At 69.3% G+C, this 22,915-nt stretch carries 24 protein-coding genes and 1 pseudogene; 20 read left to right on the top strand and 5 right to left on the bottom strand.

Going from position 1 to position 22,915, the window contains the following annotated elements:
* The coding region (locus AC07N1_RS22865; RefSeq protein WP_494673875.1) for a c-type cytochrome at window positions 1–573 on the bottom strand (573 nt) is incomplete at its 3' end.
* A 167-nt stretch (window positions 574–740) separates the two neighbouring features.
* Between AC07N1_RS22865 and AC07N1_RS22860 the strand changes: the two genes are divergently transcribed.
* The 5 genes from AC07N1_RS22860 to AC07N1_RS22840 all read left to right on the top strand — a co-directional run bounded on the left by AC07N1_RS22860 (window position 741) and on the right by AC07N1_RS22840 (window position 7,257).
* A complete protein-coding gene (locus AC07N1_RS22860) occupies window positions 741–1,475 on the top strand; it encodes a 3-deoxy-manno-octulosonate cytidylyltransferase (RefSeq protein ID WP_494673874.1) in 735 nt (244 codons plus the stop codon).
* An 8-nt stretch (window positions 1,476–1,483) separates the two neighbouring features.
* Window positions 1,484–2,332, top strand: a complete 849-nt coding sequence (locus tag AC07N1_RS22855; protein ID WP_494593796.1) for a prephenate dehydratase — start codon at window positions 1,484–1,486, stop codon at window positions 2,330–2,332.
* A gap of 72 nt (window positions 2,333–2,404) precedes the next feature.
* Window positions 2,405–2,776 (top strand): hypothetical protein, encoded by a 372-nt coding sequence (locus tag AC07N1_RS22850; RefSeq protein WP_494673873.1) that lies wholly within the window; start codon window positions 2,405–2,407, stop codon window positions 2,774–2,776.
* A 4-nt stretch (window positions 2,777–2,780) separates the two neighbouring features.
* Window positions 2,781–5,804 (top strand): DUF4132 domain-containing protein, encoded by a 3,024-nt coding sequence (locus AC07N1_RS22845; protein ID WP_494673872.1) that lies wholly within the window; start codon window positions 2,781–2,783, stop codon window positions 5,802–5,804.
* Window positions 5,805–5,847: 43 nt separating this feature from the next.
* Entirely contained in the window at window positions 5,848–7,257 is a 1,410-nt protein-coding gene (locus tag AC07N1_RS22840) for an FAD-binding oxidoreductase (protein WP_494673871.1), read from the top strand.
* Window positions 7,258–7,264: 7 nt separating this feature from the next.
* On the opposite strand, the gene AC07N1_RS22835 is transcribed toward AC07N1_RS22840, so the two are convergent.
* Window positions 7,265–7,573 carry a hypothetical protein gene (locus AC07N1_RS22835; protein ID WP_494673870.1) on the bottom strand — a complete coding sequence of 103 codons (309 nt, stop codon included), beginning with the start codon at window positions 7,571–7,573 and terminating at the stop codon, window positions 7,265–7,267.
* Window positions 7,574–7,741: 168 nt separating this feature from the next.
* On the opposite strand from AC07N1_RS22835, the gene AC07N1_RS22830 reads away from it, so the two are divergent.
* The 10 genes and pseudogenes from AC07N1_RS22830 (at window position 7,742) to AC07N1_RS22785 (ending at window position 16,441) form a co-directional block, all read left to right on the top strand.
* Complete coding sequence (locus AC07N1_RS22830) at window positions 7,742–8,884, top strand: lipase family protein (protein WP_494673869.1); 1,143 nt, start codon at window positions 7,742–7,744, stop codon at window positions 8,882–8,884.
* A 625-nt stretch (window positions 8,885–9,509) separates the two neighbouring features.
* Window positions 9,510–9,752 (top strand): ParD-like family protein, encoded by a 243-nt coding sequence (locus AC07N1_RS22825; RefSeq protein ID WP_494673868.1) that lies wholly within the window; start codon window positions 9,510–9,512, stop codon window positions 9,750–9,752.
* Window positions 9,749–10,495 (top strand): type I methionyl aminopeptidase, encoded by a 747-nt coding sequence (map, locus tag AC07N1_RS22820; RefSeq protein WP_494673867.1) that lies wholly within the window; start codon window positions 9,749–9,751, stop codon window positions 10,493–10,495. The genes AC07N1_RS22825 and map overlap by 4 nt, the downstream gene beginning before the upstream one ends.
* A 33-nt stretch (window positions 10,496–10,528) precedes the next feature.
* A pseudogene (locus AC07N1_RS22815) lies at window positions 10,529–10,627 on the top strand (hypothetical protein); the annotation flags it as partial.
* Window positions 10,628–10,720: 93 nt separating this feature from the next.
* Entirely contained in the window at window positions 10,721–11,488 is a 768-nt protein-coding gene (gene yaaA / locus AC07N1_RS22810) for a peroxide stress protein YaaA (RefSeq protein ID WP_494673866.1), read from the top strand.
* A 104-nt stretch (window positions 11,489–11,592) separates the two neighbouring features.
* A complete protein-coding gene (locus AC07N1_RS22805; RefSeq protein ID WP_487290371.1) occupies window positions 11,593–12,390 on the top strand; it encodes a 3-hydroxybutyrate dehydrogenase in 798 nt (265 codons plus the stop codon).
* Window positions 12,391–12,456: 66 nt separating this feature from the next.
* A complete protein-coding gene (locus tag AC07N1_RS22800; protein WP_494673865.1) occupies window positions 12,457–13,530 on the top strand; it encodes a patatin-like phospholipase family protein in 1,074 nt (357 codons plus the stop codon).
* A complete protein-coding gene (locus AC07N1_RS22795; RefSeq protein WP_494673864.1) occupies window positions 13,527–13,958 on the top strand; it encodes an NUDIX hydrolase in 432 nt (143 codons plus the stop codon). Before AC07N1_RS22800 ends, AC07N1_RS22795 begins: the two co-directional genes overlap by 4 nt.
* Window positions 13,959–14,208: 250 nt before the next feature.
* Window positions 14,209–16,164, top strand: a complete 1,956-nt coding sequence (locus tag AC07N1_RS22790) for an alkaline phosphatase family protein (protein WP_494673863.1) — start codon at window positions 14,209–14,211, stop codon at window positions 16,162–16,164.
* 130 nt (window positions 16,165–16,294) lie between these two features.
* On the top strand, window positions 16,295–16,441 hold the full coding sequence (locus AC07N1_RS22785) for a hypothetical protein (RefSeq protein ID WP_199228323.1): 147 nt from the start codon (window positions 16,295–16,297) through the stop codon (window positions 16,439–16,441).
* Window positions 16,442–16,458: 17 nt separating this feature from the next.
* Here the strand turns inward: AC07N1_RS22785 and AC07N1_RS22780 are convergent, their stop codons facing one another.
* Complete coding sequence (locus AC07N1_RS22780; RefSeq protein ID WP_494673862.1) at window positions 16,459–16,974, bottom strand: hypothetical protein; 516 nt, start codon at window positions 16,972–16,974, stop codon at window positions 16,459–16,461.
* Between the two features lie 159 nt (window positions 16,975–17,133).
* Between AC07N1_RS22780 and AC07N1_RS22775 the strand changes: the two genes are divergently transcribed.
* Together AC07N1_RS22775 and AC07N1_RS22770 are read left to right on the top strand one after the other, a co-directional pair.
* The gene (locus tag AC07N1_RS22775) at window positions 17,134–18,099 is read left to right on the top strand and encodes an NAD(P)H-dependent flavin oxidoreductase (RefSeq protein ID WP_494673861.1); all 966 of its coding nucleotides are present in this window, start codon (window positions 17,134–17,136) and stop codon (window positions 18,097–18,099) included.
* Window positions 18,100–18,229: 130 nt separating this feature from the next.
* Window positions 18,230–19,576 carry a PI-PLC domain-containing protein gene (locus AC07N1_RS22770; RefSeq protein WP_494673860.1) on the top strand — a complete coding sequence of 449 codons (1,347 nt, stop codon included), beginning with the start codon at window positions 18,230–18,232 and terminating at the stop codon, window positions 19,574–19,576.
* A 6-nt stretch (window positions 19,577–19,582) separates the two neighbouring features.
* On the opposite strand, the gene AC07N1_RS22765 is transcribed toward AC07N1_RS22770, so the two are convergent.
* Entirely contained in the window at window positions 19,583–20,353 is a 771-nt protein-coding gene (locus AC07N1_RS22765; protein WP_494673859.1) for a Crp/Fnr family transcriptional regulator, read from the bottom strand.
* 110 nt (window positions 20,354–20,463) lie between these two features.
* Window positions 20,464–20,673, bottom strand: a complete 210-nt coding sequence (locus tag AC07N1_RS22760) for a hypothetical protein (RefSeq protein ID WP_110118296.1) — start codon at window positions 20,671–20,673, stop codon at window positions 20,464–20,466.
* A 215-nt stretch (window positions 20,674–20,888) separates the two neighbouring features.
* Between AC07N1_RS22760 and AC07N1_RS22755 the strand changes: the two genes are divergently transcribed.
* The 3 genes from AC07N1_RS22755 to AC07N1_RS22745 all read left to right on the top strand — a co-directional run bounded on the left by AC07N1_RS22755 (window position 20,889) and on the right by AC07N1_RS22745 (window position 22,856).
* Window positions 20,889–21,332, top strand: coding sequence for a TIGR02301 family protein (locus AC07N1_RS22755; RefSeq protein ID WP_494673858.1), 444 nt, complete (start codon window positions 20,889–20,891; stop codon window positions 21,330–21,332).
* A 77-nt stretch (window positions 21,333–21,409) separates the two neighbouring features.
* A complete protein-coding gene (locus AC07N1_RS22750; protein ID WP_494673876.1) occupies window positions 21,410–22,387 on the top strand; it encodes an SPFH domain-containing protein in 978 nt (325 codons plus the stop codon).
* Between the two features lie 4 nt (window positions 22,388–22,391).
* Window positions 22,392–22,856, top strand: coding sequence for an NfeD family protein (locus tag AC07N1_RS22745; RefSeq protein ID WP_494673857.1), 465 nt, complete (start codon window positions 22,392–22,394; stop codon window positions 22,854–22,856).
* Window positions 22,857–22,915 lie beyond the last annotated feature (59 nt).

Genomic DNA, 22,915 nt, shown 5'->3' with positions numbered 1-22,915 from the left:
GGCCGGAGCCGCGGCGGCGGCGGGCTTGGGCGCCGGCACGGGCAGGGTCGAGCCCAGGCTGTGCAGATAGGCGATGATGGCGATGCGGTCTTCCTGCTTCTTCAGGCCCGCGAAGGTCATCTTGGTGCCCGAGATGTACTTGCCCGGGGCCTTCAGGAACTGGTCGACATGGTCGTAGTCCCACTGCGGGTTCTTGGCGCCGAAATCGACCATCGAGGCCGAATAGGCGAAGCCCGCGTGCGTGCCCGGATGCTTGCCCAGGGTGCCGAAGAGGTTGGGACCGGTGCCGTTGGGACCGCCCGAATCGAAGTTGTGGCACGAGGCGCACTTGGCCGAGACGGCCTTGCCGGCCTCGATGTTGGCCGGCAGCAGGATCACCGAACCCCAGTCCGGCGGAACCTCGGCGGCCGCGGCGCCTTCACCGCCGGTGTCTTCCTGGACGGCGATCTCGTAGCCGGCCTTCTCGACTTCGTGCTTCTTGAAGACGATGTCGGAGGCTTCGCGCAGGCCGAAGATGACCAGGCCCGTCAGCAGCACGCCGCCGAAAATCTTGTTGAACGTCAGGTCGCTCATCTCAGCCTTGTCAGCCTCTTTTAGCCCGCCTTTTACAGGCGATGCTGATTTATGAACGCGGGTCCCCCCATGGTCGTCCCACGCGCGATGTTGCGCTCCGGTCTCTGACACGCTACCGGCCGGTGCGCAACCCGGGCGAACCGTGTTTCGCCCTCAGCCGGTACGCCATGAACCCGATCGTCCTCATCCCCGCCCGCATGGCGGCCACCCGCCTACCGAACAAGCCGCTGGCCGACATCGGCGGGCTGCCGATGATCGTGCGCGTGCTGCGCCAGGCGCAGGCCGCGGGCATCGGCCCGGTGGCCGTGGCGGCCGGCGATCCGGAGATCGTGGCGGCCGTGGAAGCCGCCGGCGGCCGCGCCGTCCTGACCGATCCGGCCCTGCCCTCGGGCTCCGACCGCATCCTGGCGGCCCTGGCGGTGCTGGACCCGGACGGCGCCCACGACGTGATCATCAACCTGCAGGGCGACATGCCCTTCGTCGATCCGGCGGTGCTGTCGGCCTGCGCCGGTCAGCTGGCCGCCCACGCCGACGCCGACATCGCCACCGTGGTGGCGCCGGAAGCCTCGGCCGACGACCGGTCCAACCCCGACGTGGTCAAGGCCGTGCTGGCCATGGACGCCGGTGGGAACAGTGGCCGCGCCCTCTACTTCACCCGCTCGACGCTCTATGGCGATGCGCCGGTCTGGCGCCACATCGGCATCTACGGCTATCGCCGCGCCGCGCTGGAGGCCTTCAACGCCGCCCCGCCCTCGGCCCTGGAACAGCGCGAGAAGCTGGAGCAGCTGCGGGCCATGGAGCTGGGCCTGACGATCCGCGCGGCGGTGGCCGCCGAAGCCCCGATCTCCGTCGACAATCCTTCCGACCTGCAGGCCGCGCGCGACCACGCGCAGAAGAACTGAAGAGCTAGATGAGCACCCTCAAGAAGATCGCCTTCCAGGGCGAGCCCGGCGCCAACAGCCACGAGGCGTGCCGCACCTACTTCCCCGACTACGAGGTCCTGCCCTGCGCCACCTTCGAGGAGGCGTTCGAGGCCATCAAGACCGGCGCCGCGCAGCTGGGCATGATCCCGATCGAGAACTCGATCGCCGGCCGGGTGGCCGACGTCCACCACCTGCTGCCCGCCTCGGGCCTGAAGATCATCGGCGAGCGCTTCAAGCCGATCCGCTTCCAGCTGATGGCCAACAAGGGCGTGACGCTGGACACCGTGACCACCGCCGTCTCGATGCCGATCGCGCTCAGCCAGTGCCGCCACAGCCTCAAGCGCCTGGGCCTGGCCAAGGAAGGCGCGGGCGACACCGCCGGCGCGGCCAAGGCCCTGGCCGCCAAGCCCGACCCGACCCGCGCCGCCGTCGCCCCGGCCCTGGCCGCCGAGATCTACGATCTCGACATCCTGGCCCGCGACATCGAGGACGAGCGCCACAACACCACCCGCTTCCTGGTGATGACCGCCGACCCGGCCCCGCCGGCCCCGTCGTTCACCCACCGCTGCGTGACCAGCTTCGTGTTCCGGGTGCGCAACCTGCCGGCGGCCCTGTTCAAGGCCCTGGGCGGCTTCGCCACCAACGGCGTCAACATGACCAAGCTCGAGAGCTACATGGAGAACGGCGCCTTCACGGCCACCTTCTTCTACGCCGAGGTCGACGGCCGCCCCGAGGACCGCAGCCTCGCCTTGGCCTTCGACGAGCTGCAGTTCTTTTCCGAGAAGTTCGAGATCCTGGGCGTCTACCCGGCCGACCCGTTCCGCGACGGGAAGTAGGACCGCCGAGGGCGATTGCGCGCGGCGGCGGCGACGCTAAGGTTGAGACGAGCGTCTCGACCGGAGTTAAGCGTGCAGACCATCGCCTTGTTCGATCAGCAGGACCTGGGCGTTCCGACGCCCGCCGGCGCCCTGCCCTGGGCTGACCGCGTCGAGATCCGGGCCCGCGACCTGATCGCCGAACGGGTGATCCTGGAGTGGGAGAACCGGGCCGCCGCCAGCGTCGATGTAGGCGTCGACGACGAGCGGCCGCGATCGGCGCTGGGCGTGGCCCTGACCGACGGCCGCGACGCCGTCGTCGCCCGCGCCCTGGAGGCCTTCGAGCGCGGCCGCTTCCTGCTGCTGGCCGACAACCGCCAGATCGAAACCCTTGACGAGGTCATCGCCTTCGCCCCCGGCGCGACGGTGACCTTCCTGCGCCTGACCCCGCTGCGCGGGGGCTGAGACCATGTTCAGGAAGCTGCTGGGCCTCGGCGCCAAGGCGCCGTCGTCCCCCGCCGCTCACGTCAAGGCGATGATCGCCGAGGCCTGTCCGCGCAATCCCAAGGAGCCCTACGTCACCGTGATGCGGCGGCAGATGGCGGCGCTGTCGGCTGATGAGCGGGCGGCGCTCTACGACTCCGTGGAGGACTGGTGGCGGGAGGCCCGCGCCTTCGCCCTTCCCATACCGGCGCAGTACACCCACAGCACGGCGACGGGCCTGCTGCACGAACTGCTGAGCGACCTGGCCGACCAGGCCTGCACCTCGCCGGAGCGCGCCCGGACGTTCTTTCGCCGCGTCGTGCACGGGCTGCCGGGCGGCGACCACTATATCGAGGGCGCGATCGAAGGCGTCCTCGAGCAGATCGCCCGGGCGGGCGTGGTCCTGGACGCCCCGGGCGATCGCGAACTGCTCGAGACGACCGAAGCCCTGGTCGTGCTGCGGATCAAGCGGTCGCACATGCACAAGGCCGCCCGCGCCCATCTGCGCCGGATCAGCGGCCGGACGCCGCCGACGCTTGCCGAGGACAGGGCCGACGCCGAGGCCGTCATGACCCGCGCCTTCGCCTGGGCCGCCGAACTGGAGGCGTGGCGCGATCGCCTGCTGGCCGCGTCTCCGGACGGCCGGCCACCGATCACCTTCAACCGCACCACGGTCGGCGAGATCATGGCGCTGGATCCGCCCGAAGGCGTCGAGATCCTGCTGGCGCACAACTACGATCCGCCGCGCCACCCGCCCCTGGCGGCCGACACCCAGGTGATGTGGCCGTTCTGGCGTCACGCCATGGACCCGGCCTATCGTTTCCCCAGCCTCGAATGGCTGGGGGAGCGCGCCCAGGCCTGGCGCGCGTGGAAGGCCGCCTATCCGCTGGAGGCCGACGAGCCGGAACTGGCGCTTCCCGCGCCGGGCTCGGACCTGGAGCGCCTGTGGGACGCAGCGTCCAAAAGCCAGGGCGCGCGGCCCAGCGCCAAGTGGCTGAAGACGGCCGAGACCCTGGCGCGCGACCTGGGCCGCGACCGGTCCAAGACCCTGTTGATCGAGACCCTGCGCGGCCTGCGTACGCCCCAGTCGCTGCGCAAGGCCCAGGCCGGCTGGAAGACGCCCAGCGAGTACGAATTCCTGCTGAAACGCGCGCCGTCGGCGATCGGCATGCACCCGGCCTCGGCGCTGGTCCACGCCAGCCGGTACGAGACCCTCATGCTCTGGCTGCACGACGGCCAAGCGGTCACCGACGCCTCCCTCCCGCCGCCGCCGCTGCAGCCGGCGGAAACCGACGTCACCTTCGCCAAGGGCGCGGCCTGGATGCTGTCCGCCTGGCCCGACGACGAGGCGGTCGACGCCCTGGAAGGCGTGGCCCAGAGCATGCTGGCCAAGGTCGCCGGCGAGTATCACGGCCCGCGATACCGCTCGCTGGCGGTCGCCAACGCCTGCGTCTGGTCGCTGGGCCAGATCGGTTCGGTCAGGGCGGTGATGGCCCTGGGCCGCATCAAGCGGACCGTGCGCGACGAGCGCCTGTCCGCCCTGATCGACCAGGCCATGAGCGAAGCCGCCCAGGTCGCCGGCCTGCCGGTGGCCGACCTGGAGGAACTGGCCACGCCGACCTGCGGGCTGGAGGAGCCGGGCCGGCTCGAGCAGGCGCTGGGCGACTATGTCGCGACCCTGGCGGTCGAGACCGGCCGGGCCCGCCTGAGCTTCGCCACCGCCGCCGGCAAGCCGCTGAAGTCGCAGCCGGCCGCCCTGAAGGGCGACGAGGCGGCGACCGAGGAGATCAAGGCCCTCAAGCAGGCCGCCGTCGAGATCGACAAGACCCTGCCCGTGCTCAAGCAACGGCTGGAGGACAGCTACCTCTCGGGCCGCGACTGGTCGTGGGACGACTGGCGCGCGCGCTGGCTGGACCATCCGCTGGCCGGCGCCCTGGCCCGCCGCCTGGTGTGGCGGCTGGACGGCGCGGGCGAGGCCCGGCAGGTCGCCTGGGACGGCGAGGCCCTGCGCGACCGCCACGGTTCGGTCGTCGGCGACACGCCCGAGGCCCGCGTGCGCCTGTGGCACCCGCTGATGAGCCGGGACGACGAGATCGCCCACTGGCGCGGCTTCCTGATGCAGCGGCGGATCGTCCAGCCCTTCGCCCAGGCCCACCGCCAGCTCTATCCCCTGACCCCGGCCGAGCGCGACACCGCAACCTATTCCAACCGCTTCGCCGGCCACATCCTGCGCCAGCACCAGTACATGACCCTGGCCAAGTCGCGGGGCTGGAGCGCGCGCCACAAGATCTGGGCCGACACGCCCAACGACGACCCCACCTACAAGCCGCTGCCGGCTCACGGCCTCTACGCCCAGTGGTGGATCGCCTCGCCCCAGGACGACGAGCCGCCGGTCACCGAAAGCCAGGCCTTCATCTACGTCCATAGCGACCGGGTGCTGTTCGGCCAGCTGACCGAGGACGGCCATCGCCGGCCCGCGATGGCGCTGGACGCCGTCGATCCGCTGGTCTTCTCGGAGATCATGCGCGAGGTCGACCTGTGCGTGGCGGTGGCCTCGATCGGCAACGACCCGACCTGGGCCGACGGCGGACGCGAGGCCGTCGCGCCCAACGACTGGCGTCGCCACGCCAACGAGTACTGGACCGCCCACGCCAACGCCCCGCCCGACGTCGGTGCCAAGGTCCGGGGCGAAGTGCTGGCCCAGATCCTGCCGTCCCTGGCCTTCGCCGACCGTTTCTCGCTCGACGGCCACGCCCTGCGCGTCCGGGGCAAGCTGTCGGACTACCGGATCCACCTGGGCTCGGGGAACATCATGATGGACCCGTCGGGCCGCTATCTCTGCATCGTGCCAGCCGGGCCAAGCGCGAGCGCCGCCGACGACGTCTACCTGCCGTTCGAGGGCGACCGGATGCTGTCGATCATCCTGTCCAAGGCGCTGATGCTGGCGCGGGACGACAAGATCGCCGAGGCCGACATCATGCAGCAGATCCGGGCGGGATTGGGCGGCTGAGCGCGCTTCAATCGCCGCCCGTTCCGCCCTATTCTCCCGGGCCATGACCAAGCTCGTTCCCGCAGATGTCGTCTCGCGCCTGAAGTCCGTTCTGGGCGAGGGCGGATGGAGCCAGGATCCCGAGCGGCTGGCGCCGAAGCTGGTGGAATGGCGCGGACGCTGGAAAGGCGCGACGCCGCTGCTGGTCACCCCGCGCACCACCGCCGAGGTGGCGGCCGTCGTGGGCATCTGCGCGGCCGAGGGCGTTGCGATCACCCCGCAGGGCGGCAACACCGGTCTCGTCGCCGGCCAGATCCCGCAGGGCGAGATCCTGCTGTCGACCGAGAAGCTGCGGGCCGTGCGCGACGTCGACGCCCTGGACGACGTCATGGTGCTGGAAGCCGGCGTCACCCTCTACGAAGCCCACCAGCAGGCGGCGAGCGTCGGGCGGCGGTTCACGGTGGGCGTCGCGTCGGAAGGCTCGTGCACCATCGGCGGGCTGATCTCGACCAACGCCGGCGGCACGGCCGTGCTGCGCTACGGCATGATGCGCGAGCAGGTGCTGGGCGTCGAGGCGGTGCTGCCCAACGGCGAGATCTGGAACGGCCTCAAGCGCCTGCGCAAGGACAACACCGGCTACGACCTCAAGCAGCTGCTGATCGGGGCCGAGGGCACGCTGGGCGTGGTCACCGCCGCGGCCCTGAAGCTGCACGCGCCCCTGGCCTCGCGGGCCGTGGCGATCGTCGGCCTGGCCTCGCCGGAGGACGCCATCACCCTGCTCGCCCGCGCCAAGGACGAGACCGGCGGCGCGGTCGAGGCCTTCGAGCTGATGGGCCGCCTGGGCTTCGCCCTGACCGTGCGCAACGTGCCGGGCCTGCGCGATCCTCTGCCTACGGAGCATCCCTGGTACGTGCTGATCGAGATCGCCAGCGGCGAGCCCGGCGCGGCCGAGGCGGCGCTGGAACGCCTGCTGGCCGGCGCGCTGGAGAACGGCCTGATCGCCGATGCGGCGGTCGCCCAGACGCAGACCCAGATGAAGGACTTCTGGCACATCCGCGAGGGTCACTCGGCCGGCCAGAAGCCCGAGGGCGCGGTGTGGAAGCACGACGTTTCGGTGCCCGTCTCGAAGATCCCGCTGTTCATCGGCCAGGCCAATGCGGCGATCGACAAGGCCTTTCCCGGAACCCGCATCGTCGCCTTCGGCCATGTGGGCGACGGCAACGTGCACTACGACGTGCTGAAGGCCTCCGGAGCCGACGACGACGCCCATGACACCCTGCGCGAGCACGGCGCCCGCATCGTCCACGACATCGCCGCCAGCTTCTCCGGCTCGATCAGCGCCGAGCACGGCCTGGGGGCGATGAAGACGGCCGAAGCCCTGGCCTACAAGGACCCGGTCGAGGTCGCCGCCCTGCGCGCGATCCGCGCGGCGCTCGACCCGCAGCGGATCATGAACCCGCGCGTGCTGTTCTAGGCCGTCGCTAGCCCAGGGCCGCCCTGGCCCGCCGCCGCGCGAAATAGACCATGATCAGCGACAGCACCGCCCCGGCCGGGAAGGTCGCCTTCAGCAGGCCGTTCGCCGCGCCCGGACCCAGGATGTTGATAGCGAACGGCACGAAGCCCCACTCGCCGGTCGAGGGCTTCATCCAGAACGCCCCGACGCCGACGAAGCACAGCACCGCCCAGATCACCCGGAACTTCAGCGCCTTGGTGCGGGCCACGAAGTAGAGGGCGACGATCATCGGCAGCGGCCAGGCCAGGGCGGCCGCGAGGGCGAGGGTTTGGTTCATGGCCCCTTCCTAACCTGCGACGCGGGAAAGGAAAGACCGGCGGCGCCGCGGCCGAACCCTGATCCATCGCCTTGTGCGGCAGATCACATCCTCAAGTTGAAGTCGTGCTATCGTGCCCTCCGCGCCGGCCGAGCCGCGCGCCATCAAAAGCCAACATGGGAGGCGATCATGCCCGCTTCGAGCCTGACCCTGCAGCAGCAGGCCTTCTGCCTGTCCTGGCTGTCGAACGCCGCCGGCGACAAGGTCGACACCCTGGCCAACCTGGAAGCCATCGTGGCCCAGGCGGTGGCCGCCTTCGTCACTGACAACGCCGGCCAGATCGCCGACTGGTCGGTCGTCTGGGGCCCCGAGGCGGCCAGCCACGACGGCGACGACCCGACCGCGCTCTACTACGCCGACAACCTGCTGTACGCGGCGGAGGCCTCGGTGGACGGATCGCCCTGCCTGGTGGTGGCCATGGCCGGCACCAACGAGGACGACGCCTACGACTGGCTGGCCGAGGACTTCGCGATCGTCCGCCAGGTCGACTGGGCCTATGGCGACGGCGGCTTCACGGGCGCGCCGTCGCCGAAGATCTCGCACGCCACCCACACCGGGATCACCGCCCTGCTGGCGATGTCGGACGCCAAGAGCGGCGGCATCCAGGCCTTCGTCACCGGCTGGGCCAAGGCCAACACCGGCGGGACGATCATCTTCACCGGCCACAGCCTGGGCGGGGCGCTGTCGCCGACCCTGGCGACGGCGGTGATCGGCCAGAACGGCGGCCCGTTCCCGGGCATCACCCACCTGGCCCTGCCCAGCGCCGGCCCGACGCCCGGCAATCCGGACTTCGCGGCCCTCTACACCCACTTCTACCCGCAGCCGGCCGACACCGGCCCGACGCCCTTCAACACCGACATCGTCAACGCCCACGACATCGTGCCCACCGCCTGGAACGACGTGCATCTGAAGGGCTTCTTCACCAACACCGGCGACCTGGCGTTCAAGCTGGAGATGGACGCCCTGCTGGGCTCGATCGACCTGCTGGCCGACGGCCTGCTCGCCTTCAAGACCTACACCCCGATCGCCCACAAGACCTTCGCGGCCACGCCGCCGGACGTCGACTACGCCAGCCTGCAGGACTTCTTCGGCCTGATCGTCGCCAACCACCTGGCCGCCTACCCGACCTATTTCGGGGTGACCGACGCGCTGAACGACACCACCCAGGTCATGACCAACGCCACCCTGCGCCAGGTCCAGACCCACGCCCGCCAACTGATCGCGGCGGCGAAGGGGCAGCAGGCTTCGACATCGTCGGCGGCGGCCGAGTAGGGCTCAGGGCGCAATGGCCCCTCACGGGGCGGGACATTGCGCCCTGCGTCGCCCTCTTCCCGCTCACGCACCAATCTGTGAAAGCCAGCGTAAGGAATATGCCGACACATCAATCAAACCAACGCGAGAGGTAAAAGCGATGCATGAAGCTATCGATGTAAATGAAATAATTTCAAGCGACAGAACATTAAGCGACAACACGATTATCAAATTAAAGGAAATAGAATTCAAATACATGCTCGCCAAGCTAGGTCTAAAAGGTACGCTCTTTGGAGCCATATCTTGCCTCATTGTCATATCAATTATAGTAATATAACCCACTTTTAGCCCCAGAAACATTGTTGATGGCTGGCACTTGGTAGCGATCGTCAGCAGTATGGTGGCATCCATCGTCTTCTATGGGGCCTTCATCTTCGATCGCGCCTTCAAACTCTCGGCGAAGGACGGCAAGGGAAGAGAGTTGACCGGGTCCGCCTCAAACTCGCGGACGTCCGCGCCGGCAAAGGCGGCATAGACCGCGCGTCGGACCGCGCGGACAAGAACAAGGTCAAGTCCGCTTCCCCTTGCTTCGGCCCCATGCAGACCATATATTGCATATACGAAACGTATATGATCGAGATATCCCATGGGCATCGTCAATATCGAGGACGAGCTGCACGAGCAGCTGCGGCGGGCCAGCAAGGCGTCTTACCGGTCGATCAACGGCCAGGCGGCGTTCTGGATCAGGATCGGCATGCTGTGCGAGCTGCACCCGCACCTGACCTTCCAGGAACTGGTGGCGCGCGAACTGCGGGAGGCCGGCGTGGACGGCGATGATCCCGGGCCTGACGGCCCCAAAGCGGCCAAGGCCGTCGAGACCCTGCCGTGACCATTGAACACGAGGACCAGCTGGAGAAGCTGCGCGTCATCGGCGCCCTGGTGGCCCGCACCCTGGCGGCCATGGGGGCCGCGCTGGAGCCGGGCATGACCACCAGGGAGCTGGACGACATCGGCCGCGCCCTGCTGGAGAAGGACGGCGCGCGCTCGGCCCCGGAGCTGACCTACAATTTCCCGGGCGCGACCTGCATCTCGGTGGGTCCCGACTGCGCCCACGGCATTCCCGGCGACACGGTGATCAAGGCCGGCGACCTGATCAATATCGACGTCTCGGCCGAGCTGGACGGCTATTTCGGCGACACCGGCGCCAGCTTCTCCGTGCCGCCGACGACCAAGCGCATCGAGCGCCTGTGCCGCGACGGGCGGCGGGCGATGTGGGCGGGCATCCGGGCCGTGCAGCCCGGCGGCCGGCTGAACGCGATCGGCGGCGCCATCGAGACCTTCGCCGACAAGAACGGCTACAGCCTGGTGCGCAACCTGGCCAGCCACGGGGTCGGCCGCTCGCTGCACGACGAGCCCCGCGAGATCCCCACCTGGCGCGAGCCGCGCGACCGGCGAACGATCCCCGAGGGCCTGGTCTTCACCATCGAGCCGTTCCTCTCGCTGGGCGCCGACTGGGTCGAGGAACTGGACGACGGCTGGACCCTGCGTCCGCCGCGCGACCAGCCCACCGTGCAGTACGAGCACACCCTGGTGGCGACGCGCAACGGACCGCTGGTGCTGACGCTGGCGTGAGGGGCTTTACCTCCCGCCGCACGAATTCATCGTCATCCCGGCCGCGGCGAAGCGGAGAGCCGGGACCCAGGGGCGACCGCGCTGCACCGGCCCCTGGGTCCCGGACAAGCGCTGCGCGCTTTCCGGGATGACGAGCCAAAACATTCGACAGCGCACTACCCTTACGGCCTCAAGAAGCGCCGCCACCGCTGGCGAAGCGGGGCCAAAGCCTCTATCTGCACCCCCATGCTGATGGTCATCTCTCCCGCCAAGTCGCTCGACTTCACCGCGCCCAGCGAGGTGCTGCCGCTGACGACGCCGGCCCTGAAGCCGCAGATCGCCGAGCTGGCCAAGGTCACGCGCAAGCTGACGGCCGCCGACCTGCGCCGGCTGATGCACATCTCCGAAAAGCTGGCCGACCTGAACCGCGAACGCTTTCAGCACTTCGACCCGCAGGTCGAAGAGGGGCTGCAGGCCGTGATCGCCTTCAACGGCGACGTCTATGCCGGCCTGGCGGCGCGCGAGTTGGACCGCGCCTCGCTGGAATGGGCGCAGGACCACCTGCGGATCCTGTCGGGGCTCTATGGCGTGCTGCGGCCGCTGGACGCCCTGCAGCCCTACCGCCTGGAGATGGGCACCCGCCTGAAGACCAAGCGCGGCGCCACCCTCTACGATTTCTGGGGCGAGACCATCGCCAAGACGCTGAACGAGGCCGCCGCCGGCCACGCGGACCCGACGCTGGTGAACCTGGCCAGCCAGGAATATTTCGGCGCCGTCGACGCCAAGGCCCTGAAGCTGCCGGTGGTCACCTGCCACTTCAAGGAAGAGAAGGCCGGAACCCTGAAGGTGCTGGGCTTCTACGCCAAGAAGGCCCGCGGCCGCATGGCCCGCCACATCATCGACGGCCGCATCGAGAAGGCCGCCGACCTCAAGGCCTTCGACCTAGACGGCTACCGCTTCCGGCCCGAGCTCTCCACCGAAGCCGACTGGGTTTTCGCTCGCCCGCAGCCCTGAATTCATCTAACGATGAATTTATGGCCCCTCGTTCTTTCGCAACGGCGGGCTATATGTTGCGTTGCAACAATTCAAGCGGCCCGAGCGGCCGGCAGGAGAGCGCCATGGCGGTGGATTTCGGGTTGCAGGGGCAGGTCGCGATCGTCACCGGCTCGACCAGCGGCATCGGCCATGCCCTGGCCGACGCCCTGGCCGGTCAAGGCGTCAACATCGTGCTCAACGGCCTGGGCGAGATGACCGCCATCGAGCGCACCCGCTCGGAGCTGGCCGAGAAGCACGGCGTCGAGGTGCTGTACCACGGCGCCGACATGACCAAGCCGGTCGAGATCGCCGACATGGTCAAGGCCGCCAAGGCCGAGTTCGGCGAGCTGGACATCCTGGTCAACAACGCCGGCGTGCAGCACGTGGCCCCCGTCGAGGAATTCCCCGACGACAAGTGGGACCTGATCATCGCCATCAACCTGTCGTCGGCCTTCCACGCCAGCAAGGCGGCGATCCCGATCATGCGCGAGCAGGGCCGGGGGCGGATCGTCAACATCGCCTCGGCGCACGGCCTCGTCGCCTCGCCCTACAAGTCGGCTTACGTGGCCGCCAAGCACGGCATCCTGGGCCTGACCAAGACCATCGCCCTGGAAGTGGCCCAGCAGGGCATCACCTGCAACGCCATCTGCCCCGGCTTCGTGAAGACCCCGCTGGTCGAGGCCCAGATCACCGACCAGGCCAAGGCCCGCGGCATCAGCGAGGAGGCGGTGATGAAGGACGTGATCCTGGCCGCCCAGCCGACCAAGCAGTTCGTGACCTTCGAGCAGCTGTCGGGCCAGCTTCTGTACCTGGTCAGCGACCTGGGGGCCTCGGCCAACGGCGCGTCCTTCGCCATCGACGGCGGCTGGACGGCGCAGTAGCTCTATTCAGCCGCCGGCTCCTCGCGGGGAGCCGAGCGTCCGACCTCTAGAGGCAAAGGCAGGCCCATGCCCATCGCGCCGCTGAAGAGGAAGCCCAAGGGGCCGCGTCCGATCAGCCTGGCGCTGCAGGGCGGCGGCTCGCACGGCGCGTTCGAGTGGGGCGTGATCGAGCGGCTGCTGGAAGAGGAGAGCCTGGAGATCCAGGCGATCACCGCCGCCTCGGCCGGGGCGATGAACGCGGTGGCCTACGCCTCGGGCCTGATCGCCGGCGGACGCGAGGGAGCCAAGGCCTCGCTCGACGACTTCTGGAAGCAGGTCAACCGCAATGGCGGCCGCAACGTCTTCGGCGACACCAGCATCTGGACCAGCGCCTTCGGGGGCGCCTTCGGCGGCGCGGCCGACTGGATCAAGAACACCCCGGGCTGGCGGCTGGCCGAGACCCTGGCCCTGTCGATGAGCCCCTACGAGTTCAACCCGTTCAACCTCAATCCGCTGAACGACATCCTCGACGCGGCGATCGATTTCGAAGCCCTGCGCACCCGCTCGCCGGTCAAGCTCTACATCGCCGCCACCGCCGTGCGCACCAGCAAGGCCAAGGTGTTCCGCGAGACCGAGCTGACCGCCCGCCACGTGCTGGCCAGCGCCTGCCTGCCGCAGGTGTTCCAGGCGGTGGAGATCGACGGCGAGCCCTACTGGGACGGCGGTTTCCTGGCTAACCCGCCGCTGTGGCCGCTGTTCTACGACAAGACCCCCGACGACATCCTGCTGGTCAGCCTCAACCCTTTCGTCCGCGACGAGACGCCCAAGACCCCGGGCGAGATCATGGACCGGCTGAACGAGATCACCTTCAACGCCGCGTTGTCCTCGGAACTGCGGGCCATCGGCTTCGTGCAGAAGCTGCTCGACGAAGGCCTCTTGAAAGACAACGCCCGGGGGCGCTATCGGCGGATGCTGCTGCACGCCATCAAGGCCGACGAGCCGCTGGCCGACCTGTCGCTGGCGTCCAAGTTCAATACCGAGTGGAGCTTCCTGACCGACCTCAAGGCCCGTGGGCGCAAGGCGGCGGAAGCTTGGCTCGGCGAGTGCCTGCCCCTGGTCGGGGAGCGCTCGACGGTAGATCTGAAGTCTGGTTTCGCATGAACACCCCCGCTCCGATCCCCTCCCCCACCGCCGGCGTCATCTGCCTGCGGGGGCATGAGGTGCTGCTGATCAAGCGCGGCACGCCGCCGCGTCTTGGCCAATGGAGCCTGCCGGGCGGGCGCATCGAGTTCGGCGAGACGGCGGAGGCCGCGGCCCTGCGCGAACTGCGCGAGGAGACGGGCGTGGAGGCCCGCCTGCTGGGCCTCATCGACGTCGTCGACGGCGTCTTCACCTCGCGCGAGACCGGCGAGACCACCCGCCACTTCGTGATGTTCGACTACGCCGCCGAATGGACCGGCGGCGAGCCCAAGGCCGGCGACGACGCCGCCGACGCCCGCTTCTTCACCCGCGAGGAAGCCATGGCCGCCGTCGAGTGGGACCTGACGCGGCAGGTGATCGAGCAGACGTACGAACTGTTCGGGCGCTGAGCGGTCAGGCGACCGCGCCGAAGCAATTCAACATTGCGCATATAAATACGCCATCTTAAGTTGATAAGAGGTCGCGGGGGCGCGACCCTGACCATCCAGTGACCCTCCGCGCAGGCCGATGGCGGCGACCCGTGGGACGGAGCGAAGCGATCGCGCGGCAAGGTCCGCCCGGCCGCACGTTCCGACGCGTGTTCGACCCTGATTTCACACATCGCTCGTCCGGCCGAGCCGGACGACGGGAGGCGCAGCCATGTCGACCGACACCGTCCAGATCTACGTCGAGACCACGATCACCGAAGCCGCCTCGATCACGCTCTGGCACAAGCGCGGCAAGCAGATGCAGAGCAAGGTCTGGGAACTCGTGCTGGGCGGGGCCAAGACCAACAGCCCGCTGGAGATCTCGTTCGATCCGAACGACGGCGACGTGGACGCCTGGTCGGTGAAGCTCACCATGCTGAACGGCGTGGGCGGCGTCTACCAGAGCGGCGGCGACGACAACTGGACCGCCTGCCCGCTGACCTCGGACGCCGCCGGAAAGGCGATCACCTTCTCGGTCGACGCCTCGACCCTCACCATGCCCATACCGCCCAAGGGCGTGACGTCCCAGATGCGGCAGGTGGCGCCGTCCCAGCGGTTCAACATCGACAACGTCTTCGTGCTGATGCTGGAGAACCATTCGTTCGACAACATCTTCGCCTTCTCCGGCATCAAGGGCATCCAGGCGGCGACCACCAGCGACACCAACACCTTCGGGAAAACCAGCTATCCGGTCTATTCGACCGCGCCGTGGGCCATGCCCACCGATCCGGGCCACGAGTTCCTCGACGTGCTGACGCAGCTGTGCGGCCCGCCCTCCAGCAATCCGCCGCCGCAGAGCTGGACCTCCTACCAGCAGCCGATCACCAACGGCGGTTTCGTCGACAGCTACGCGACCACCACCAGCGAGGCGCCGTGGTGGGATCCCCACCAGAAGCCGTCGTCGGCCGAGCTCGGCGAGATCATGGCCTGCTTCGACACGTCCGCGCAGCTGCCGGTGATCCACGCCCTGGCGACCAATTTCGCCATCTGCGACGCTTGGCGTTCGTCGCTGCCCGGCCCCACCTGGCCCAACCGCTTCTTCGTGCACGGCGCGTCGTCGGCCGGCTGGACGGCCTCCCCCGGGATCCACAACATCTTCGAGTGGAACTATATCGACGGCTTCACCTATCCCAGCGGCGCGTCGATCTATGACAAGCTGAACCAGAAGAACATGGGCTGGCGGGTCTACCAGGACGAACAGGGCGCCAAGAGCGGCGCGGTGCCCCAGGTGCTGTCTCTGAAGGGCGTCGGCAACGACGACATCCACGACTTCAAGTCCTTCGCCCAGGACGTCCAGGGCCCCTATCCCTACGCCTACACCTTCATCGAGCCCAACTACGGCGACACCGCCCTGGAAACCTACAAGGACGGCTCCTCGCAGCACCCGATGGACTCGGTGCAGAACGGCGAGGCGCTGATCAAGGCGACCTACGAGGCCATCCGCAACTCGCCACTCTGGGGCAGCAGCCTGCTGATCGTCACCTATGACGAACACGGCGGCTTCTACGACAGCGTGGCGCCGCAGGCCGCCCCGCCGCCGAACGACGGCTCCGGGGCGGGCACGAGCTCGATCAACAAGACCGGTTTCCCGTTCGACCTGTACGGCGTGCGGGTGCCCGCCGTGATCGTCTCGCCGCAGATCGCGGCCGCGACGGTGGACCACACGCCCTACGACCACGCCTCGGTGTCGGCGACGTTGCACGCCATCTTCGCCACCGGAACCATGACCGCGCGGGACGCCGCCGCCAACAGCGTCACCAGCCTTCTGACGGTCTATCCGCCCCGCACCGACTGCCCCAAGACCCTCCCCCAGGTGGCCGAGCCGTCCAGCTCGGACGCGCTGGCGGCCGTCCCGATCGACGAGGCCGCGCTCGCCGCCCAGCCCCTGCCCGAAGAGGGCAACGCCATCGGCACGCTGCTGCTGCTGGCCAAGCGCGACGCCCACCTGTCCGGGGACGATGCGGCCGCGGCCGAGGCGGTCAAGGCGCGGGTCGCCGCCATCAAGACCCGGGGCGACCTGGCGGCCTATGCCCAAGAGGTGCAAGCCAAGCTGCTGGCCGCCCGCGCCGCCCGGCCGGGCGCCGCCGTCGAAGACCTGGAAACACCGGAGGTCGAGCCGGTTTATTAGACCCGCGAGTCCACAATAACCCCTTGAAAAATGGGGACTTGTCGAACCTTCGCTTCGGTGAGACGCTTTCTTCCGTGAACGGCGGCCTCGACGTCAGAGCGCGGCGCCGTCTCACGAGGAAACGAGAGAGATGACCCCGCAAGACATCGTGGGCCCCTACATCGCGGGTTTGGCCCCGCCGCGTGGTTTCCTGGCGATGGTCGCCGTCATGCTGGCGGCGATGGCCGCCTGCTTCTGGACGCCGGAACTGGATCCCGAGCGCATCCTCGACGAATAGCGCCCCCGGGGGCCGCTTTACTGGGTCAGACCCTCGATCTCGGACATCAGGTCCAGGGCGTGGCGACCGCGCACTTCGGCGCCCCTGCGGTTGGCGTCGATCAGGGCGCCGGTTCCGGAATTCTGTGCGTAGACGGCGTCGATCGATGCTTCGACCCAGGTCAGCCATGCGGTGCGCTCGGCCTTCCAGCTAGCCAGGGCCTCGGGCTTGTTCGCCAGCAGCCCGGAGAGCCGCGTCCAGGCCTCGGCGTCCAGCAACGTCCAGGTCTCGGCGCCAAGACCCATGCAGAAGGCTGTGTCGCGCGTCGAGCCGCCGATCTCGTCGAGGCACGGCTGGATCGGCGCCCACAGGCAGGCTTCCTTGTTCAGGGCGCTGCTCGAAGCCTTGGCCAGGCAGTCGCGCGTCGCCCGCAGGGCCAAGTCCCGCCCATGGTCTCCCCACTTGCCGACCAGGGCCGCGTCCTGGGCATGGGCCGCGCCGGGCCCCAGCAGCCCCCCCGCCAGCGCCAAGACCACCGCCAACCGCTTCGCCATCGCAAGCCCCTTCGTTCGGAAGCTCAGCCATACGCCAGGCGCGCGCCCAGCGCGAGTCCGGGCCTGACCTCGCGGAACGCTTGCCGACACCCAAGGCGGGCGCACTGTAGCCGCCAAGCCCCCGTTCCGTTCAGAGGGCCGACCAGGGGAGACGCCGCCATGGCCCTGCGCACGCCGATCTGCGACCTGCTGAACATCGAGCACCCGATCCTGCTGGCCGGCATGGGCGGGGTTTCCTACGCGCCGCTGGCGGCGGCGGTCTCCAGCGCCGGCGGCTACGGCGTGCTGGGCATGGCCGGGACCTCGCCCAATTTCATCCGCGAGCAGATGCGGCAGGTGAAGGCCTTGACCGACAGGCCGTTCGGCGTCGATCTGCTGGCCGCCACGCCCGACGCCCTGACCGCCAGCGTCGAGGTCATCATCGAGGAGGGCGCCAGCGCCTTCATCGCCGGCCTGGGCGTGCCCTCGCCGATCCTGGCCCGGCTGCACGAGGCGGGGCTGAAGGTGATGGTGGTCTGCGGCACGGTGCGCCATGCGGTGAAGGCCCAGGAAGCCGGCTGCGACGCGGTGATCTGCCAGGGCGGCGAAGGCGGCGGCCATACCGGCCTGGTCGGCACCCTGCCGCTGGTGGCCCAGGCGGTGCAGGCGGTCGACATCCCGGTGATCGCCGCCGGCGGCCTGCACGACGGCCGCGGCCTGGCGGCGGCCCTGGCCCTGGGGGCGCAGGGCGTCTGGATGGGCACCCGCTTCATCGCCAGCGCCGAGGCCCACGCCGGCGCGATCTACCAGGACGCCATCCTGGCCGCCCGCGACGAGGACACCGTCCGCACCCGCTGCTACTCCGGCAAGCCGATGCGGGTGCGCGCCAACCCCTATGTCGACGACTGGGAAACCCGGACCGGCGACATCCAGCCCTTCCCGCTTCAGGCCATGGCCAGCGTGCAGGCGGGGGTGCTGGGCGGCATCGCCGGCCAGACCGAGGGCCTGGACCCCGAGCGCTCGTGCCTGGCCATGGGCCAGAGCGCCGGCGGGATCACCGACGTGCGCCCGGCCGGCGAGATCGTGGCCAGCCTGGTCGCCGAGGCCGAAGCGGCGATCCGGCGGAGCGCGACGATGCTCGCCTGAGGCGTCAATCGATGCAAACACAATCTGAGGTGACGATTTTCACACAGTCGCCTCCAGGCCGCGGCTAAGGTCGCCCCGCTCGGCCGCGCCCCAGCTCCCGTAGGGTCCGCGCCACAGTCAGGGGACCTGGATGACCTATTGCATCGTGAAGTGTTACGACCGCCTCAGCGGCGCCTTCGCCGGCTATCTCTCGACCCACGGCAACAACGTGACCGTGGTTCTGGACGAGAAGGACGCCACCCCCTTCAACTGGTACCACTACGGCTCGGACCTCTACCTCACCAAGAACAGCTCGCCTGCGCGCTATCTGGGCGAAAGCGGCGACAAGCGCGCCGACTGGGGCCTGTGGGACGGTAACTACTGCGCGCCGGTGATCTACAACGCCGACAGCTCGGTCTCGCTGGCCTCGGCCCCGGGCCGGCGGCTGCGCCTGCCGTCGGGCGACGACCGGGTGTACTGGTCGGACGACGACACCGCCACCGACATCCTCCAGATCAACCTCGGCCACCCCCGCGCCTGGCTCTCCAACGTGCCGGGAACGACCCTGATCGGCGATATCAACCTGCCGGGCACGCACGACAGCGCCGCGATCGACACAAAGAAGGTTACCTCCTATTCCTGCCACTACCGGACCATCACCCAGCAACTGGAGGCCGGCGTTCGGCTGCTGGACGTGCGGCTGATGATCGACACCACGGTCAATCCCTCCGGCCCGCCGACCTACACCTTCAGGACCTGCCACGGAAACATCGGCCTGGGCCGCGAGGCGCACGCCTTCCAGCCGTTCCCCTCCCTGCTCGTCGAGTGCCGCGACTTCCTCGCCGCCTATCCCAGCGAATTCATCGCCATGTCGCTGAAGATCGACGACCAGAACGCCGTGCCGGACGCCGACATGCCGGCCGTCCTGACCGCCCTGGACGCGGTTCTGGCGAACGAGCTGATCGCGCCTTCCTGGCCCACGGCGATGCTGCCGCTGGCGACGATGCGGGGGAAGATATACCTGCTCGACCGCATCGTGCCGGCCCTGCTCGATCCCAACCGCCAGCCGCCGCTGGCGCCTTCGGTCGCCGCGCAGGTCGCCACCCACGGCTATGGCGTTCCGCTCGGCATCGACGACAACACCCCCGGCCAGCTGATGCCCGCCGATCCCCGGCGAGCCTTCGAGATCTACGTTCAGGACAAGTACGAGAAACTGGCGGACTCGCCGCCCTTGGCCTACATTGCCAAGTACAACCTGTTCATCAACGCCCTGCCCAACAAGCCGGCCGGAGGCCTGCTGATCAACTTCGCCAGCGGCACCTGGGCGCTGAGCGGCGTCTACATCCAGGTTCCGGTGATCGAGTACATCGCCCAGCACCGCCCCACCACGCTGGGCTGGTCGCTGTTCGACTACGAAGAGACCAGCACCGCGACCAACCTTGGCCCGATCAACGCCATCGAGGCGATCATCGCGTCGAACTTCGGCTATCCGAGCTGAGGCGCCTCAGCCGGCGGCGAGGTCCAGTTCCGGCAGCAACTTGTGGAAGTGGGCCTCGACCTGGGCGTGGCACTCGCAGGCCCGGCGCTCCAGCTTGCGGCGGTCGCGGATCTCCACACGGCCGCGGCGGGTCTGGATGATGCCGTCGGCCTGCAGCACCTTGGCCGCGGCGGTGACGGTGGTGCGCTGCACGCCCATCATGTCGGCCAGGGCCTCCTGGGTCAGGCGCACGATGTCCTCGCCGGCCCGGTCGTGGGCGGCCAGCAGCCAGCGGCAGCAGCGCTGCTCGATGGTGTGCAGGGCGTTGCAGGCCACCGACTGCATCATCTGGGCGATCATGGCGTCGGCGTAGCGGGTGAAGAGGTCGCCCAGGACCGGGAAGCGCTGGCGCATCTCGTCGAGGCGGGCGGTCTGGACGGTGAAGGCCGGTCCCGGCGCCTGCACCACCGCCCGGCCGTAGGCGGGCTTGAGGCCGCCGCTGACCACGCCGCCCAGCGCGCCCTCCCAGCCGACCGTGGCCGCCTCGACCTCGCGGCCCTCGGGGGTCAGCACCAGCAGCGAGACCATGGTCGGCCGGCACGGCAGATAGGTGGTGCGCACGTCTTCGCCGACGTCGAACAGCACCGTCCCGCGCGCGAGAGCCGTCAGGGTCATGGCCGATTTCAGGGCCGCGCGCGCGTCCTCGGGCATGGCCAGCAGCAGGCGGTTGCCGGCATAGGCGTGATGGACGCGCTCGGCGCGGGTGTCTCGGTCGTTCATTTCGGCGGAGTCGGCCATGGCGGCATCCAACGGCGGCGCTTGCTCGTCGGTTAAAGCGCGCGGACCGAGGGTTTCGTTGCGTCGCCCTGTCGGGACGCCGACACGCCACGCGCGCCGGCTCATCCCCATCAGCTCATCAGGGTAGGTCGATGCAGCTGGCCGGTCTCGTCCTGGAGGTGCATGCGCACCGGTATGCCGACGCCCGTGGCCTGTTCGGCCAGGCGATTGGCGGCCTTTTCGGCCTCGTGGCGGCTGCGATAGGCCCCGAACCTGAGCTGGTCGCCGATGATGGTCCACCGGTCGCCCACCTGGACGACGCCGTAGTGCACTTCAGCCATGACACGTCCTCCCTTCTGCGCTGTCGGAGTTGGTCGTTTCTCGCCACCCCTGACTTATCCACAGCCTGATCCCGATCCTTGTTGATAGCAAGGCCCTGAAGAGTCGAAGTTTCGACCCGAAATGGGCAAGCGCGACTGTGGATATCCTCAAGGTTGCGTTCGCCCCTCGCGGGCGCGGCGATGACAGGCGGGGCGCTTGCGGCGATAGTGCGTGCATGCTTCGCGCCCGCCTCGCTGCTCCGTTCCTGACCGCCCTGCTGGCGGCCGCGCCCGCCCTGGCGCCCACTTCGGCCGGCGCCCAGGACCGCGCCCCGGCCGAGCGCCAGCGGCTGCTGGACCTGGCCTACGCCATCGGCCAGAGCCACGCCCTGCGCCAGGCCTGCGAGGGCGTCGGCGACCAGTTCTGGCGGGCCCGCATGGTGCGGCTGACCGAGGTGGAGCAGGCCGACCAGGCCTTCGACGGCCAGCTGCGCGACCGCTTCAACGGCGGCTACGCCGCCGCCCAGGCCGCCCATCCCGACTGCAGCCCCGAAAGCCGCCGGGCCGAGCGCCAGGCCGCCCAGCGCGGTCGGGCCCTGGCCAACAAGCTGTCGCAGACGGTGCGGATCAACGAGCAAGCTTCGCCGGATTCCGTGGCGGAAGGGCGAGCGGCGCGCTAAATTCTCCTCATGGACGCACGGCGACTGGCGGCTTGCGCCGCCGGGCCGCGTCTCGGGAGGCTTTCGTGACCGCTTTTCTGGTCCCCCTGGTGCTTCTGGTGCTGGCGATCCTGCTGGTCGTCAACGTCATCAAGATCGTGCCGCAAGGCCGCGAATTCACCGTCGAGCGGTTCGGCCGCTACACCCGCACCCTGAAGCCCGGCATCAGCATCCTGACCCCGTTCGTCGAGACGGTGGGCCGCCGGGTCAACATGATGGAGCAGGTGCTCGACGTTCCCAAGCAGGAGGTCATCACCAAGGACAACGTGTCGGTGACCGTCGACGCCATCGTCTTCATCCAGGTGATGGACGCCGCCGCCGCGGCCTATCGCGTCGACAACCTGATCTACGCCATCACCCAGCTGGCCCAGACCAACCTGCGCACCGTGGTCGGCTCGATGGAGCTGGACGAGGTGCTGAGCCAGCGCGACCACATCAACTCGCGCCTGCTGGCCACCATCGACGAAGCCACCAGCCCCTGGGGCGTCAAGATGGCCCGCATCGAGATCAAGGACCTGACGCCGCCGGCCGACATCACCAACGCCATGGCCCGCCAGATGAAGGCCGAGCGCGAGCGCCGCGCCGTGATCACCGAGGCCGAGGGCGAGAAGCAGGCCCAGATCGCCCGCGCCGAGGGCGCCAAGCAGTCGGCCATCCTGCAGGCCGAGGGCCGACGCGAGGCGGCCTATCGCGACGCCGAGGCCCGCGAGCGGGAAGCCGAGGCCGAAGCCAAGGCCACCGCCTTCGTCTCCGAGGCCATCGCCCGCGGCGACGTCAACGCCATCAACTATTTCATCGCCCAGAAATACGTCGAGGCGTTCGGCGACCTGGCCCGCTCGCCCAACGCCAAGACCGTGATCGTGCCGGCCGACTTCGCCGGCATCACCGGCACGGTGGCCGGGGTCGGCGAGCTGATCCGCTCGCTGGGCGGCCCCGACGCCCCGCCGCGCCCGACACCGCCGCCCGCGACGTCGCGTTCGAGCGCGGTTCCGGCCGCGCCGCGCAAGGGAGACTGACCCCATGACCGGCCTGATCGATTTCTACGTCGCCCATCCCTTCTGGCTGTGGCTGTCGGTCGCGGCCGCGTTTCTGGCGATCGAGGTGGGCACCGGCACCGGCTGGCTGCTGTGGCCGGCCGCCTCGGCGGCCGTCGTCGGCGTCGTCGCCCTGCTGCTGCCGACCAGCCTGCCGGTGGAGATCGCCCTCTTCGCCGTGCTGACCATCGCCACCACCTACCTGGCCCGCCGTTTCCTGCGGCCGGCCCTGACCGGGCCCGACCCCGACCTCAACGACCCGACCCTGCGCCTGCTCGGCCGCCCGGCCGAGGTGGTCGCCGCCTTCGAGAACGGCCGCGGCCGGGTCTTCGTCGACGGCAAGGAGTGGGCGGCCCAGACCGAAGGCGAGGGCGAGACCGACAGCGCGCCGACGACCGGGACCCGGGTCTCGGTGGTGGGCGTGCACGGGGCGGTGCTGACGGTGCGGTGACAGGCTGCTGACAGGTTCCGGCGCATAACGACGCTAGAGCCCCCGGCCTCTATCCTCTC

Source organism: Caulobacter sp. GW821-FHT09B11, from assembly GCF_059418205.1.
Note: the sequence above shows the minus strand (reverse complement) of the source record. Positions and strands in the feature narration are given on the sequence as shown.

Excerpts from the sequence above, each read along its gene's own strand:
- AC07N1_RS22805 (WP_487290371.1), top strand. The coding sequence starts at position 11,593 with ATGGCGGTGGATTTCGGGTTGCAGGGGCAGGTCGCGATCGTCACCGGC.
- AC07N1_RS22785 (WP_199228323.1), top strand. The coding sequence starts at position 16,295 with ATGACCCCGCAAGACATCGTGGGCCCCTACATCGCGGGTTTGGCCCCG.
- AC07N1_RS22800 (WP_494673865.1), top strand. The coding sequence starts at position 12,457 with ATGCCCATCGCGCCGCTGAAGAGGAAGCCCAAGGGGCCGCGTCCGATC.
- AC07N1_RS22855 (WP_494593796.1), top strand. The coding sequence starts at position 1,484 with ATGAGCACCCTCAAGAAGATCGCCTTCCAGGGCGAGCCCGGCGCCAAC.
- AC07N1_RS22755 (WP_494673858.1), top strand. The coding sequence starts at position 20,889 with ATGCTTCGCGCCCGCCTCGCTGCTCCGTTCCTGACCGCCCTGCTGGCG.
- AC07N1_RS22860 (WP_494673874.1), top strand. The coding sequence starts at position 741 with ATGAACCCGATCGTCCTCATCCCCGCCCGCATGGCGGCCACCCGCCTA.
- AC07N1_RS22845 (WP_494673872.1), top strand. The coding sequence starts at position 2,781 with ATGTTCAGGAAGCTGCTGGGCCTCGGCGCCAAGGCGCCGTCGTCCCCC.
- AC07N1_RS22830 (WP_494673869.1), top strand. The coding sequence starts at position 7,742 with ATGCCCGCTTCGAGCCTGACCCTGCAGCAGCAGGCCTTCTGCCTGTCC.
- yaaA (WP_494673866.1), top strand. The coding sequence starts at position 10,721 with ATGCTGATGGTCATCTCTCCCGCCAAGTCGCTCGACTTCACCGCGCCC.
- AC07N1_RS22745 (WP_494673857.1), top strand. The coding sequence starts at position 22,392 with ATGACCGGCCTGATCGATTTCTACGTCGCCCATCCCTTCTGGCTGTGG.
- AC07N1_RS22835 (WP_494673870.1), bottom strand. The coding sequence starts at position 7,573 with ATGAACCAAACCCTCGCCCTCGCGGCCGCCCTGGCCTGGCCGCTGCCG.
- AC07N1_RS22770 (WP_494673860.1), top strand. The coding sequence starts at position 18,230 with ATGACCTATTGCATCGTGAAGTGTTACGACCGCCTCAGCGGCGCCTTC.
- AC07N1_RS22760 (WP_110118296.1), bottom strand. The coding sequence starts at position 20,673 with ATGGCTGAAGTGCACTACGGCGTCGTCCAGGTGGGCGACCGGTGGACC.
- AC07N1_RS22825 (WP_494673868.1), top strand. The coding sequence starts at position 9,510 with ATGGGCATCGTCAATATCGAGGACGAGCTGCACGAGCAGCTGCGGCGG.
- AC07N1_RS22840 (WP_494673871.1), top strand. The coding sequence starts at position 5,848 with ATGACCAAGCTCGTTCCCGCAGATGTCGTCTCGCGCCTGAAGTCCGTT.
- AC07N1_RS22780 (WP_494673862.1), bottom strand. The coding sequence starts at position 16,974 with ATGGCGAAGCGGTTGGCGGTGGTCTTGGCGCTGGCGGGGGGGCTGCTG.
- AC07N1_RS22765 (WP_494673859.1), bottom strand. The coding sequence starts at position 20,353 with ATGGCCGACTCCGCCGAAATGAACGACCGAGACACCCGCGCCGAGCGC.
- AC07N1_RS22775 (WP_494673861.1), top strand. The coding sequence starts at position 17,134 with ATGGCCCTGCGCACGCCGATCTGCGACCTGCTGAACATCGAGCACCCG.
- AC07N1_RS22790 (WP_494673863.1), top strand. The coding sequence starts at position 14,209 with ATGTCGACCGACACCGTCCAGATCTACGTCGAGACCACGATCACCGAA.
- AC07N1_RS22795 (WP_494673864.1), top strand. The coding sequence starts at position 13,527 with ATGAACACCCCCGCTCCGATCCCCTCCCCCACCGCCGGCGTCATCTGC.